This window comes from Amycolatopsis sp. NPDC003861, assembly GCF_053605405.1.
The window spans coordinates 54968-68018 of record NZ_JBSGJD010000008.1; the positions used below are offsets into that span (position 1 = coordinate 54968).

General features: G+C 71.4%; 13 protein-coding genes. 9 read left to right on the top strand and 4 right to left on the bottom strand.

Going from position 1 to position 13051, the window contains the following annotated elements:
- Window positions 1-18: 18 nt before the first annotated feature.
- A complete protein-coding gene (locus ACWEVN_RS04190; RefSeq protein WP_452050204.1) occupies window positions 19-570 on the bottom strand; it encodes a molybdenum cofactor biosysynthesis protein in 552 nt (183 codons plus the stop codon).
- 138 nt (window positions 571-708) lie between these two features.
- Here ACWEVN_RS04190 and ACWEVN_RS04195 point away from each other — a divergent pair, with 138 nt between their 5' ends.
- Window positions 709-1821 (top strand): hypothetical protein, encoded by a 1113-nt coding sequence (locus ACWEVN_RS04195; RefSeq protein ID WP_452050205.1) that lies wholly within the window; start codon window positions 709-711, stop codon window positions 1819-1821.
- A gap of 269 nt (window positions 1822-2090) precedes the next feature.
- On the opposite strand, the gene ACWEVN_RS04200 is transcribed toward ACWEVN_RS04195, so the two are convergent.
- Both ACWEVN_RS04200 and ACWEVN_RS04205 read right to left on the bottom strand, forming a co-directional pair.
- The gene (locus tag ACWEVN_RS04200; protein ID WP_452050206.1) at window positions 2091-2594 is read right to left on the bottom strand and encodes a hypothetical protein; all 504 of its coding nucleotides are present in this window, start codon (window positions 2592-2594) and stop codon (window positions 2091-2093) included.
- Window positions 2595-2598: 4 nt separating this feature from the next.
- Entirely contained in the window at window positions 2599-3291 is a 693-nt protein-coding gene (locus ACWEVN_RS04205; protein WP_452050207.1) for a class I SAM-dependent methyltransferase, read from the bottom strand.
- 45 nt (window positions 3292-3336) lie between these two features.
- Here ACWEVN_RS04205 and ACWEVN_RS04210 point away from each other — a divergent pair, with 45 nt between their 5' ends.
- From ACWEVN_RS04210 to ACWEVN_RS04240, 7 genes are all read left to right on the top strand, one after another.
- Complete coding sequence (locus ACWEVN_RS04210) at window positions 3337-3768, top strand: MarR family transcriptional regulator (RefSeq protein ID WP_452050208.1); 432 nt, start codon at window positions 3337-3339, stop codon at window positions 3766-3768.
- A 207-nt stretch (window positions 3769-3975) separates the two neighbouring features.
- Entirely contained in the window at window positions 3976-5331 is a 1356-nt protein-coding gene (locus ACWEVN_RS04215) for a beta-1,3-glucanase family protein (RefSeq protein ID WP_452050209.1), read from the top strand.
- 271 nt (window positions 5332-5602) lie between these two features.
- Window positions 5603-6955 (top strand): extracellular catalytic domain type 1 short-chain-length polyhydroxyalkanoate depolymerase, encoded by a 1353-nt coding sequence (locus ACWEVN_RS04220; protein ID WP_452050210.1) that lies wholly within the window; start codon window positions 5603-5605, stop codon window positions 6953-6955.
- A gap of 209 nt (window positions 6956-7164) precedes the next feature.
- Entirely contained in the window at window positions 7165-7848 is a 684-nt protein-coding gene (locus ACWEVN_RS04225; protein WP_452050211.1) for a response regulator transcription factor, read from the top strand.
- A complete protein-coding gene (locus ACWEVN_RS04230; RefSeq protein ID WP_452050212.1) occupies window positions 7845-9284 on the top strand; it encodes a HAMP domain-containing sensor histidine kinase in 1440 nt (479 codons plus the stop codon). The genes ACWEVN_RS04225 and ACWEVN_RS04230 overlap by 4 nt, the downstream gene beginning before the upstream one ends.
- Window positions 9285-9338: 54 nt before the next feature.
- Window positions 9339-10544 carry a monooxygenase gene (locus ACWEVN_RS04235; RefSeq protein WP_452050213.1) on the top strand — a complete coding sequence of 402 codons (1206 nt, stop codon included), beginning with the start codon at window positions 9339-9341 and terminating at the stop codon, window positions 10542-10544.
- Between the two features lie 135 nt (window positions 10545-10679).
- On the top strand, window positions 10680-11564 hold the full coding sequence (locus ACWEVN_RS04240; protein WP_452050214.1) for a Rieske 2Fe-2S domain-containing protein: 885 nt from the start codon (window positions 10680-10682) through the stop codon (window positions 11562-11564).
- A 14-nt stretch (window positions 11565-11578) separates the two neighbouring features.
- Here the strand turns inward: ACWEVN_RS04240 and ACWEVN_RS04245 are convergent, their stop codons facing one another.
- On the bottom strand, window positions 11579-12244 hold the full coding sequence (locus ACWEVN_RS04245; RefSeq protein ID WP_452050215.1) for a response regulator: 666 nt from the start codon (window positions 12242-12244) through the stop codon (window positions 11579-11581).
- Between the two features lie 324 nt (window positions 12245-12568).
- Between ACWEVN_RS04245 and ACWEVN_RS04250 the strand changes: the two genes are divergently transcribed.
- Window positions 12569-13021, top strand: coding sequence for a nuclear transport factor 2 family protein (locus tag ACWEVN_RS04250; protein WP_452050216.1), 453 nt, complete (start codon window positions 12569-12571; stop codon window positions 13019-13021).
- The last annotated feature ends 30 nt before the right edge of the window (window positions 13022-13051 follow it).

A 13051-nucleotide genomic window follows, 5' to 3' on the forward strand; every position in this document is an offset into this window, starting at 1 on the left:
ATCGCCGTGAGAGCCGGGTCAGCCGCGCACCACGGTCAGGGTCGCGGGGCCGAGCCGCAGGATTCCGTCACCGAGCGGGGTGCAGCGCACGCCGCCGTGTCCGCGGAGGCCGCGGAACGCGCCGGGGGCCAGGACCACGTCCATCCAGGCGCACGGGTGGGCCGGGCGGTAAGCCTGGAACCGGACCTCGCCCGCTCCGGAGTCCAGGCCGAAGACGGCTCCGCTTCCGCCCCGCGGCGCGGCCAGCTCGTCGACGGGAAATCCGCGCACGACGATGTTGCGGCGCGGCAGGTGCAGGTCCGGCACCGCGGCGAGACCGAGGTCGTGGGCCAGCGTGTCGAGTGACTCGGCGGCGAAGAGGGTGACGGCGGCCCGGCGGTGGGCGGGCTGGTTGAAGTACCGGTCACCGACGAGCCCGAGCCCGGCGCGCACGGTCACCTCGTCGCGCTCGACGGGTTCCGGGTCGGGCCGCGGGCCGTCCGCGGGACGGCCTTCGAAGGCGTGTGCGGGGGAGACCAGCAGCGCGACGATCTCCACCGGGGCCGAGATCGGGTCGGGCGGTGCCGGCATGGTTCTCCTCGATCGGGCCGGCGTCGCCGGTGGACGTGCGGAGGTACAGACGTGCGGCGCACCCGCGCTATTCCGTTTGCCGGAGATCGAGCCGGGCACCCGGAGAGCCGACCTCGCGGATCGAGGAAGGGTTCGAGGATGAACGCCCAGCGAGAGGCCCTGGTGGTGGGGCTGCTGACCGATGAGGGGTTGCCCGGGCAGCTCGCCTGGAAAATCGCGGACGGGCTGCCCGCCCGCCTGGCCCGTGACCTCGGTGAAGAGACGTCTTGGCGCGTCGAGCACGAGACGCAGGCCCTTCCGCTGGACGAGGAGGGTGACATCCCGATGCTGGCGCTGGCGGAGGAGCGCCGGGAGAAGCACGGCTGGGATCTGCTGGTGCTGATCACGGACCTCCCGCGGCGGGCGGGGACGGTCCCGATCGCGTCGGACTACAACGCCGGCCACGGGGTGGCGATGGTGTCGCTGCCGGCGCTCGGTGCCGTGCGCCTGCGGCACCGGGCGCGCCGGCTGATCGTCCACCTGGTCCGGCACCTGGTGGCACACCGCTCGACGAAGGCGGCCGATCCGCCCCCGCGGACGCTCGACCGGCTGCGGGAGCTGGTGGCGCCGACGCGGCACATCGAGGGCCGCGGCGCCGCCGACGAGCACCTGGCGCTGGCGGGGGTGCGCGGGCGGGTGCGGCTGCTGGCGGGAATGATCCGCGACAACCGCCCGTGGCGGCTGGTGCCCACCCTGGCCGGGGCGACCGCGGCCGCGGCCGGGACCGCGGCGTACGGCATCATCACCACGTCGTTCTGGAAGCTGGCCGAGGCGTTGCCCGCGGTGCGGCTGGCCGGGATCACGGTGCTGGCGATCGTGGTCATGGCGGGCTGGCTGATGGTGCACAATCACCTGTGGGATTCGCCGTCCGGGCACGTGGACCGGCGGAAGGCGCTGCTGTACAACGCTTCGACCGCGCTGACGTTGTCGATCGGGGTCGCGTGCATGTACGCGATCCTGTTCGGGTTGGCGCTGGTGGCGTCGATCGTGCTGATCGAGGGGACCTATTTCGGGCAGACCCTCGGGCATCCGGCCGGGCCGGCGTCGTATCTGAAGCTGGTGTGGCTGGCCACCTCGGTCGGCATCGTCGCCGGGGCGTTGGGCTCCAGTGTCGAGGACGAGGAACGCGTCCGCCGGGCCACCTACAGCCGGCGCGAGCGGGAGCGGCAGCAACGCAACCACGAACGTGCCGAAGAACCCGGAAACGGCTGAGCGGCACCTCGCCGCCCTCCGGTGGACGGCGAGGCGCAGTTCCCTCAGCCGATGTTCTTCAGGAACAGGGACTTCGCCGCGCTGGTCTTCGTGTAGTCGACGCCCGTGTCCGTGGGTGTAGTCGCGTTGTTCGTTGTGGGCCCAATCCGTGATCGGTTTGCCGCCCACGTCCAGGTGGTGGAACGCCGAGCCGTCCCAGCCGAACTGTTAGATCTTCGTGTGGTCGGCGTAGTACGGCGTGTACGCCGCGCCCGCGGTGAACTGCTTGGTCATCGTGTTGTGGAAGAAGACGTTGCGCGGGCGGTGACGATCGGGTGCGAGCCGGTCATCGTCGCGTGCGTGTTGCGGACCCAGGAGTTGGCGGCCCACTTGAACACGATGCCGTGCATGGCCAGGCTCGGCGCGAGGTTGCCGTAGTTGTCCTTGGCCTGCGCCGGTGTCACGCCGGGCGGCGTGACCTGGCCGAAGGAGAAGTCCTCGAAGCCGACCCCGACGACCGGGTCGACGATCGGCGCGGAACCGTCCGAAGTGGAATCGACCGGGACGTCGTACTCGAGGGGCTTGTCGAGGGAAACGGTGTGGTTCCCGGTGTCGACGGCGGTGATGGTGAACCACTGCTGGCGCATGTGCAGGCTCTGCAGCGGCCACGTCGTGGGCACCGCGTTCATCGACTGGTAGAACTTCATCGTGTTCGCGGCCCGGATGTTGATGAAGCCGCCGACCTTCATGTTCGTGGTCTTGGCGCTGGTGGCGAGGTAGACGGGGCCCGGCACGGCGTCACGGCCGGGGCAAGTGCGCCGACAACAGCCAGGCCGGTGCCGACTTGCGGCCGTTGCCCTCGTCTCGGACGTCGCTGCCGGCGAAGGCCGAAAAGTTCGGGAAGTCTTCGGGGACGACGGCGTGGATGCGGGCCGGCCGGATCTCGTCGATCGCCCAGTAGGCGCCCACCACCTCCCGCAGCTCGTCCGGCGAGACCGGGTTGACCTTGTCCGAGGGCACGGTCGCACTGTCGAACACGAGCACGAAGTAGGACGCGCCGGGCGCCGCGGCGCGCACGATCGATTCCTGGTACCCCCGGCGCGCCTCGACCGGCATCGAGTGGAACAACGTGCTGTCGACGACGGTGCCGAAACGACCGTCGTAGCCGGTGAACGCGCTGATGTCCGCGACCGCGAAGCCGGCGTTGGCCAGACCGCGCCGGGCGGCTTCCGCGCGCGCCAGCTCGATCGCGGTCGGCGACAGGTCCAAGCCGATCGTCGTGAAGCCCCGCTCGGCGAGGTGGAGCGACGTCGCGCCCTCGCCGCAGCCGGCGTCGAGGACCTCGCCGTGGCAGGCGCCCGCGTTGATGAGCGCGGCGATCTCGGGCTGCGGCTCGCCGAGGCTCCACGGCGGGCGCAGGCCCGGCCCCATTTCGGGCGCCTGGCGCCGATAGGCGGATTCGAACAACGCGTCACGGGGTGAGCTCGTCATGCTCCCAGAGTGTCAACCAGGTTGATATATGTCAACATGGTTGACATGGAAGACGTCCGCGACGAGCCGCTCGGGTACCTGCTGCACCGGGTGACGTCGGCTTTGCGCGCCGAGGTGGCCGCCACCGTGCTCGAGCCGTCGGAGCTGGCGGCGCCGGAGTACTTCTGCCTGCGGATGCTGTCGCGGTCGCCGAAGTCCAACGCCCAGCTGGCCCGCGAGGCCCAGGTGTCGCCGCAGGCGATGAACAAGGTGGTTCGCGAGCTGCAGGAGCGCGGCCTGGTGACGCGGCCCGCCACGGTGCCGGCCGGGCGGTCGCTGCCCGCCACGCTGACGCGTGCGGGCGCGGCCGTGCTGGCACGTCTGGAGCCCGAGGTGGCCGAGGCGGAGGACCGGGTCCTGGCCAATCTCGGCGAGCGGGGCCGGCGCGAGCTCCGGCGGCTCCTCGTCGCGGTCGGCGAGGTGGCGCCCCGCCGGTGATCCATCGCTTCGCGGTGGAACCGGTTCCGAGGATCGCCGCGCGGTGCGGATCTGTCAAGGGTTGACAAGCCGGGTGCGGTGGTATGAACCTTCTTGACGATCGTTCCCGCCGGCCCACCAGGGCATCCGCCCGGCGCTCAGGACGAGCCGGACCACGTCGTCGCCTGACCGGCGGCGGGTCCGCCGCTTGCCCCGCCAGGAGGAACCATGTCCAGAACCGTCCTGCCGCGGCGCCGTCGCCTCGGCACCCGCTCGGCGATCCTCGCCGCCGCCCTCGCGGTGGCCGCCCTCGGCCTCGCCGTCCCGGCGGCGAGCGCCGCCGACACGGTGATTTCCCAAGGGAAAACCGCCACCGCGTCGTCGGTGGAGAACGCCGGCACCCCCGCGGCCGCCGCGGTCGACGGGAACACCGGCACCCGCTGGTCGTCGCAGTTCAGCGATCCACAGTGGATCCAGATCGACCTCGGCGGTGCCGCGACCGTCAGCCAGGTCGTGCTGCGCTGGGAGGCCGCCTACGCGACGGCGTACCAGATCCAGCTGTCCGACAACGGATCCAGCTGGTCCACTGTGTACCAGACGACCGTGGGCACCGGCGGCACGCAGACGCTGAACGTGACCGGATCCGGGCGGTACGTGCGGTTGTACGCGACCGCGCGGGCCACCCCCTACGGCGTCTCGCTGTGGGAGTTCCAGGTCATCGGCACCGGCGGCGGGACCACGCAGCCCGGGGCAGGCGTTCCGCCCGACTCCTTCTGGGGCGACACCGGCAGCATCCCGGCCGCGCGGAACGTGCTCACGGTCAAGGTGCTCAACCGGACGAACGGCAAGTACCCGGACAGCCAGGTGTACTGGAACTTCGGCGGCCAGACCCACTCGATCGCCGAGCAGCCCTACCTTGACATGCCGGCCAACTCGGCCGGGCGGATGTACTTCTACCTGGGCACGCCGAACGGCCAGTACGCCGACTTCATCGAGTTCACCGTCGGCCCGGACGTGTTCAACGGCAACACCACCCGGGTGGACGCGTTCGCGTTGAAGCTGGCCATGCGGCTGCACGCGCACGACGGCTACGACGTGCAGGTCGGCGACGACTACCCGACGTTCCAGGAGGACCGCTCGGCCACCTTCGCCAAGTTCCAGGCCGAGGTGCCGACGGAGTTCAAGGGCCTGGCGACGGTGAACGCGCCGTACCGCATCCCGGCGCCGGGCAGCGCCCCGGACTTCCGCACCGGCGGCAAGTACGCGAACTACTTCACCTCCTACGCCCAGTCGGTGGGGGTCAACGAGCCGACGTCGAACATCACCGGCTGCGCCGGATCGCTGGCCGGCAACCCGGACATGTGCGCGGCGCTGAACCGGCACACCGCCCACCTGCCGCAGTCGCAGTGGCAGGACCCGTCGCGGTACTACCAGGCGGCGCCGGCGAACTACTACGCGAAGTTCTGGCACGACCACGGCATCAACCACCTCGCCTACGGCTTCCCGTACGACGACGTGGCCGCTCAGTCTTCGTTCGTCTCGCACGGGGACCCGCAGTGGCTGGTGGTCGCCGTCGGCTGGTGACCGGAGGAGGCGCCCCGGGTTCGAGCGACCCGGGGCCGCCCTCGCCCGGGACAACGGCGCCCGCCACATTTCGATGAGGCCCCGGAGAAGGGCCGGCTCGAAATTTTCGTTGCCGGTATCGACGATTTCTCCGGCTGAGGACCACGGGTGAAATCGTTCGGGGCAAGTAACTTTCACCTCCGATCGCATGATCGTTGACCTGCCGGGCGACCGCTCTTATCGTGGCATTCCTGTCGGCCGGTGGATCTGGCGGCGAGGGCGGAGGAATGCGATGAAACGGGTGATCCGCGGTTTGCTGGCGGTGGTTCTGCTGTTGCCGCTGACCGTCGTGGGGGCGTTCCTCACCGCCGGTTCCGCCTCGGCCGCCACCTTGACCAGGGTCACCGACTTCGGCGCCAATCCCACCAATCTCGGCATGTACGTGTACGCGCCCGACTCGCTGGCGGCGAAGCCGGCGCTGCTCGTGCTGGTCCACTATTGCAGTGGTTCGGCGGGCGCGATCTTCAACGGCAACGGGCACGACTACGCGACGGCGGCCGACCGGTACGGCTACGTCGTCGTGGTGCCGGAGGCCACCCGGGACGGGCACTGCTTCGACGTCTCCACGAAGGCGGGCCTGACCCGCAACGGCGGCAGCGACTCCACCGGGATCATGTCGATGGTCGCGTGGGCCCGGCAGCGCTACAACGTGGACCCGGGCCGCATCGTCGTCAGCGGCTTCTCCTCGGGGGCCATGATGACGAACGTCCTCGCCGCCGAATACCCGGACGTGTTCTCCGCCGGCGCCGCGTTCTCCGGCGTGCCCGCGGGGTGCTTCGCGACCACGGACGGCTCGTTGTGGAACAGCCAGTGCGCCGGCGGGAACGTCGTCAAGTCCGCCCAGCAGTGGGCCGATCAGGCGCACGCCATGTACCCCGGTTACACCGGTGCCTATCCCCGGATGCAGCTGTGGCACGGCAATCAGGACACGACGCTGGCCTACCCGAACTACGGCGAAGAGATCAAGCAGTGGACGGCCCTCCACGGGCTGAACCAGACGCCGTCGGCCACCGACCGCCCGCAGTCGTCCTGGACGCGCAGCCGCTACGGCGACACCGGCAACCACGCTCCCGTGGAAGGCATCGTCGTCGCGGGCACCGGCCACACCCTGCCGCAGGCCGGGATGCTCGCGTACGCGATCTCCTTCCTCGGCCTCGACAGCGGCGGCAGCACCGGAACCCGCAGCGGCCCGGTGCGCTCGGTCGCCGCGGGGAGGTGCCTCGACGTGCCGGCCCGCTCGACGACGCAGGGCACCCGGTTGCAGGTGTGGGACTGCAACAGCGGGACGAACCAGACGTGGACCGCCACCGCCGCGGCCGAGCTGACGGTCTACTCCGGCGACACGCTGCGCTGCCTCGACGCCGAGGGCGGCGCCACCACCCCGGGCACGGCGGTGATCATCTGGGCGTGCCACGGCGGGGCCAACCAGAAGTGGCGGACCAACGCGGACGGCACCGTGACCGGGACGCAGTCAGGGCTCTGCATCGAGGTCGCGGCCGGCTCGACCGCCAACGGGACAGCCGTGCGGCTGGGCACCTGCAGCGGCGGCCAGAACCAGAAGTGGACCGTCCCGACCGCGCAGTGACCACGGCAGCCCGCGACAGCCGATGCGCGGGCGGCCTGGCACTGGAGCCGGCTCGGTCGCCTTGGCCTGACGTGTCGCGGAGGTATGAGAGCTGGACCGCCTGGTGCCTGCCTGCCGTATAACGGCCTATACGTCGATCCTTTAATCCTGCTTTCAGGTTGATCGGGGAGAGTGAGCGGCAAGGCATCGACGGGAAGAGGCGGGCCGGCGTGCGGATCATGATCGCGGATGACGAGGCGGCCATCCGGGAGTCGCTGGAGCGGGTGCTCCAGGTCGAGGGTTACGACACCAGGGCCGTCGCCAATGGTCTTGCCGTGCTCGATGGGGTCGATGATGATGCGCCGGATCTGCTGATCCTCGACGTGATGATGCCCCGGCTCGGCGGGCTGGAGACCTGCCGGCGGTTGCGGGCAGTGGGGCGGGATCTGCCGGTGCTGATGCTGACCGCGCGGGATCAGGTCGTCGACCGGGTTGCGGGGTTGGATGCGGGCGCCGACGACTACCTTCCCAAGCCCTTCGCCACCGAGGAGTTGCTGGCGCGGGTGCGGGCCCTGCTGCGCCGCTGCGTGCCGGGTGACGACGAGTCGGCGATTCTGACCTTTGCCGACGTCCGGGTCGATCCCGACCGGTTCGAGGCGTGGCGGGGCGAGCGGCCGCTTCGCCTGACCCGGACCGAGTTCTCGTTGCTGCACGTCCTCGTGCGCAACGCGACCCGGGTGCTGACCCGCGCCGCGCTGTTCGAGGCGATCTGGGGCTTCGACATGAGCGCCACCGCCAACAACTTGCAGGTTTACGTGAGCTACCTGCGCCGCAAGCTGGAGGCCGAGGGGGAGCCGCGGTTGATCTACACCCTGCGCGGCCTGGGGTACACCTTGCGGGAGACTCCTCCGTGATCCGGGCCGCCCGGCTGAGCCGGTGGTGGCGACGGCGGTCCCTGCGGACCAGGCTGACGGTGATCGCGGCGACGGCCATCGCGCTCAGCGTGTTCGCGGCCTTCCAAGTGGCCATCGAGCTGCTGGACCGGGAGCTGCAGGACACCGCCCGGAACCAGCTGCGCGCCGACACCCGCGTCCTGGCGGCGAACGCCGAGCACGCCGGTCTGGCGCAGGTCCCGCTACCGCCGTATCCCGGCTCCGGGGGGCTGATGCGGGTGATCCTGCCCGACGGCTCGACCCGGACGCCGGCCGGCCAGCCCGCGCTGCCCGCCGTCAGCGAGCCCGCGTGGCGCGTGGCGCAGGGCGCGTCGGCCGACCTGATGGAATCGAACGGCAGCGACGACGACGGCTACCTCGTCTACACGCTGCGGGCGGGCGGCGGCGCGGTCCAGGCGGCCCGCGTCGCCGATGGCAGCCAGAACAACCGGTTCGGGTGGGGCATGCTGCTGATCGGGCTGCTCTGCGTGGCCGGCGGTGCCCTCGTCGGGCGGACCGTGGCGCGCACCGGGCTGGCCCCGATCGACCGGCTGACCGCCGCCGCCGTCCGGGTCGCGCACACCCGGGACCTCGACGCCGACATCCCGGACGAGGGCGGCGGGGAGATCCGGCGGCTGATCCGGTCGATCAACGACATGCTCGCCGCGCTCCGAGAATCCCGTCGCGCCCAGCGACTGCTCGCCGAGGACGCCGCCCACGAGCTCAAGACCCCGCTCACCAGCCTGCGCCTCAACGTCGAGCTGCTGATCCGGCTCGATCGCCGCGGCACCCTGGACACCGCACTGCCGCCGGAGAGCCGGACCCGGCTGCTCACCGACGTCGGCGCCCAGGTGGCCGAGCTGAGCACCCTGGCCGCCGAGTTGACCGACCTGGCGCGCGGTGACGTCAGCGACGAGAGCACCGAGGTGCTCGACCTCGCCGACGTGGTGGTGGCCGCCGTGGCCCGGGCGCGGTCTCGGGTGCCCGACATCGAGGTCGCGCTCGACGTGACCACCGTGTGGGTGAGCGGGCGTCCGGCCGGCCTGCAACGGGCGGTGCTCAACCTCGTCGACAACGCCGGCAAGTGGTCTCCCGCTGGCCAGCCGGTCCAGGTCCGGCTCCGTGCCGAGGGCGCGTCGGCGGTGCTCGAGGTCGACGACGCCGGGCCGGGCATCGACGCCGCCGACGTGCCCCGGGTGTTCGACCGGTTCTACCGCGCCGACAGCGCCCGGGCGTTGCCGGGATCCGGCCTGGGGCTGTCGATCGTGCAGCGGGTCGTCGACGCCCACGGCGGCCGGGTCACCATCGCCCGGTCCGCACGCGGTGGCGCGCTGCTCAGGGTCGGCCTTCCGGCCGCGCGCCTCGGCGTTCCGCCGGATCCGAAGCAGCGCAGTACCGTGGTACCACCTCCCTCCTGAGAATGCCGACCGCAGTACGATGAAACGGGCCGGAATCGGGCCTAGCGTTCAGGTATGACGAAACCTGATGGTCCACTGTGGAGGCTCGGGGCGGCCGCCACGGCCCTGGCGACGACGTTCGCTGTCGTCGCCTGCGGCGCGGGCACCGGCACCAGCGCGGCGCCCACCCCGGTCGGCCCGCACAGCGCGCACGCGGGCGGGGCGTCGGCTCCGCCGCAGCCGCTGCGCGCCGGCGAGCGGTTCGCCGAACTGAAGATGAGCGAGTCCTACACGCCCGCGCCGCCGGAGGGCGGCGGCACGGACGAGTACCGGTGCCAGGTGATCGATCCGGGCCTGACCAAGACGGCGTTCCTGACCGGCACCCAGGTCACGCCGGAGAACGTCGCTCTCGCGCACCACGCCATCGTGTACGCGGTGCCGCCGGGCGGCGCGGCCGCGGTGCGCGCGCAGGACGCGAAGACCCCCGGCCCCGGCTGGCAGTGTTTCGGCGGGACCGGCGTGGCCGGCGCCGAAGTGGAAGAGGGGGAAGCGTCCTGGGTGGACACCTGGGCGCCGGGCGCCGCGGAGACGCTGTTCACCGAGGACGCCGGCTTCAAGCTGGAGCCGGGAACCCTGATCGTCCTCCAGATGCACTACAACCTGCTCGCGAGCGACGGCAAGCCGGCCGGGTCGGACCGCTCGGCGGTGCGGCTGCGGCTCACGGACGGCACGCCGCAGACTCGCGAATTCGACACCTTGGCGCTCGACGCGCCGACCGACCTGCCGTGCACCGCCGAGGAGTCGGGCCCGCTCTGTGACCGGGCGGCCTCGATCGCGGACGTGACGAAGCGGTTCGGGCCGGACGTCGGCGAGTCGGCGGACCGTCAGGTGGCGGAGTGCGGCCAGAGCGCACCGAAGCCCGGTGACACCCAGACCTGCGACCACAAGGTGGAGGCGCCGATGACGCTGTTCGCCGGTTTCGGCCACATGCACCTGCTCGGGCGGGCCATCAAGGTCGAACTCGACCCCGGCACGCCGAAGGCCAAGGTCGTGCTGGACGTGCCGCAGTTCGACTTCGACAACCAGCGGCTGGTGAAACTGCCGTCGCCGGTGGACATCGGTCCCGGGGACACGCTGCGGGTGACGTGCACGCACGACGCGAGCCTGCGCAAACGGCTGCCGCAGCTGAGCAAGCTGCCGCCGCGCTACGTGGTGTGGGGCGACGGCACCAGCGACGAGATGTGCACCGGCATCATGACGGTCTCGCCCCGCAAGTCCTGACGCAGCGTCGGACGTGGCGGAATGTGCGCCGGGCACCCGCAAAACGAAAGGTGACTCCTCTTGTCCTCCGAGCCTTCCCTCGGCGAAAAAACGCCACGGGCCGATGCACCACCACGGAGAACGATCTGGGCATTCTTGCCGCTACGCGTCTTTCTCGGTGGCACATTCCTCTACGCGGGTCTCTCCAAGCTCCTCGACACCCAGTACCTGGACCACACCTCACCCCTCGGCGTCCACGCGCAGATGCTGCACGCCGCGACGACCTCCCCGATCGGCCCGCTGGTGTCGTTCGCGGCCGAACACCCGACCGTCAGCGGCCTCGCCATCGCCCTCGGCGAGGTCGCTGTGGGGCTGGGGACGCTGCTCGGGCTGTTCACCCGCGTCGCCGCGGCCGGCGGGTTTCTCCTCGCGCTGAGCTTCTTCCTCACCGTGAGCTGGACGACCCGCCCGTACTACTTCGGCGCCGACATCGTTTTCATGGCCGCCTGGACCCCGCTGCTGGTGGCCGGTGACGCGGGCCTGTTCTCCACGACGGCCCGCCTGCGCGCCGCGATACACCGTCGCCGCCCGCCGAACTCGACCCCGGACGACGCCGAGCGGCGCATTCTGCTCTGGGGTGGCCTGGTCACCGCGACGGCCGCTGCCCTCGGCGGCGTTCTCATCGCCTTCGACCGCCGCATCACGACCACCCCGGAACCCAGCCGGCCGGCAGACCCGGGAACGACCTCCGGGACGGTGATCGCCGCGGTCGCGGCCGTCGCGGTCGGTTCGTCGACGAGCTTCACCACCCCGAGCGGGTCCGCCGCCTATCTGGTGCGCCCCTCGACCGACACCTTCCTGGCCTTCCTCGCCACCTGCACCCACCAGGGCTGCCCCGTCACGCCCGCCGGCTCCGGCTTCCGCTGTCCGTGCCACGGCTCGACTTTCGACGGCGGCGGCCAGGTCACCGGCGGGCCGGCGACAAGACCCCTGACCAGGGTGCCGGTGCGGGTCGTCGACGGGCAGGTCGTCACCGCATGACCCGGGGCGAAGCGCTACACCGGCCGGGTGAGTCTCAGGTCGTAGGCGAGGATGACGGCCTGGATCCGGTCCCGGGCGCCGATCTTGGCGAGGACCCGCCCGACGTGGGACTTCACCGTCGACTCCGACAGCGTGAACCGGTGCGCGATCTCGCCGTTGGTGAGGCCGCGGCCGATGGCGACGAGGATCTCGCGCTCGCGGCCGGTCAGGGCGTCCAGCCGGGGATCCGTCCGCGCGGGCCCGCAGAGGTCGTCGCCGAGCCGGTCGGTGAACGCGTCGAGCAGCCGCCGGGTCAGCGCCGGGGCGAGCACCACGTCCCCGGCGGCGACGGCCCGGATGCCGGCGAGCAGCTCCTCCGGGCGGGTGTCCTCCAATAGGAAACCGCTCGCGCCGGCCCGCAGCGCGGCGAGCGCGTACCGGTCCACGTCGAACGTCGTCAGCACCAGGATCCGCGAACGCCTCCCGGCGGCGGCGAGGCGCCGGGTGGCCTCGACCCCGGCCGCGCCCGGCATGCGGATGCCCATCAGCACCACGTCGGGGTGCAGCTCGGTGGTCCGCCGGACGGCCTCGGCGCTGGTCTCGGCTTCGCCGACGATCTCGGTGTCGGGAGTACTTTCCAGCAGCATGCGGAACCCGAAGCGCTGAAGTGGCTGGTTGCCCACCACGAGCACGGAGATCATGAATGGCGGCCTTTCGGGTTCGCGTGGACGGCGATGCCTCCGTGATATCGAGCGAACCTGAAACGATCGTTAAAACGGCACTCGGGCCTGGGTGACCGCGGCTCGGAGCGGGGCTGCCCGGAACCGCCGGCCGGCGCGTCCGGATCTACGGACGTCCGACACCCACCTGCTGGGCGAGCTGCTTCCATCCTCGCGGATCCTGTGCCTGTCCGCCGAACCGAGTTGACGGCCTGCCGGCGATCCGAGACTGGATCTTGAACGCGGGCGCGCCGTACGCTCCGGCTCGGACGGCCCGAACCGGGCCCGGACGACCGAGGAGGTCTGGTGGACGTACCCGCGGAACCCGCCGAGCAGATCCGGTGGCTGGCCGACCGGATGGCCATCACCGCGTTGATCAGCAGCTTCGCCGCCGATCTCGACACCCACGACCAAGTGGCCTTCACCGGCACCTTCACCGACGACGCCACGCTCCGGCTGCCGTTCGGCACGTTCGAGGGGCGGGAGGCGATCGCCGCGATGCCCACCGCGCCACCGCCGACGGCCTCGCACCACCTGGTGGGCACCCAGCGCATCGAGGTGGACGGCGACGAAGCGCGGGCCTGGTGGCACGTCATCGCGACCCACGTCTTCGACGCGGCCCAACCGGACAAGCATTCGCAAGCCGGCGGCTGGTACGAGGCGGCGCTGCGGCGCACCGAGCAGGGCTGGCGGTTTTCGTCGGTGGAGATGCACATCACGTGGACCAACGGCTGGGTGGTCCCCGAGCAACCTTCGTGACGAAGCGGCCCGGCCGGGAAGGCTTCCGAT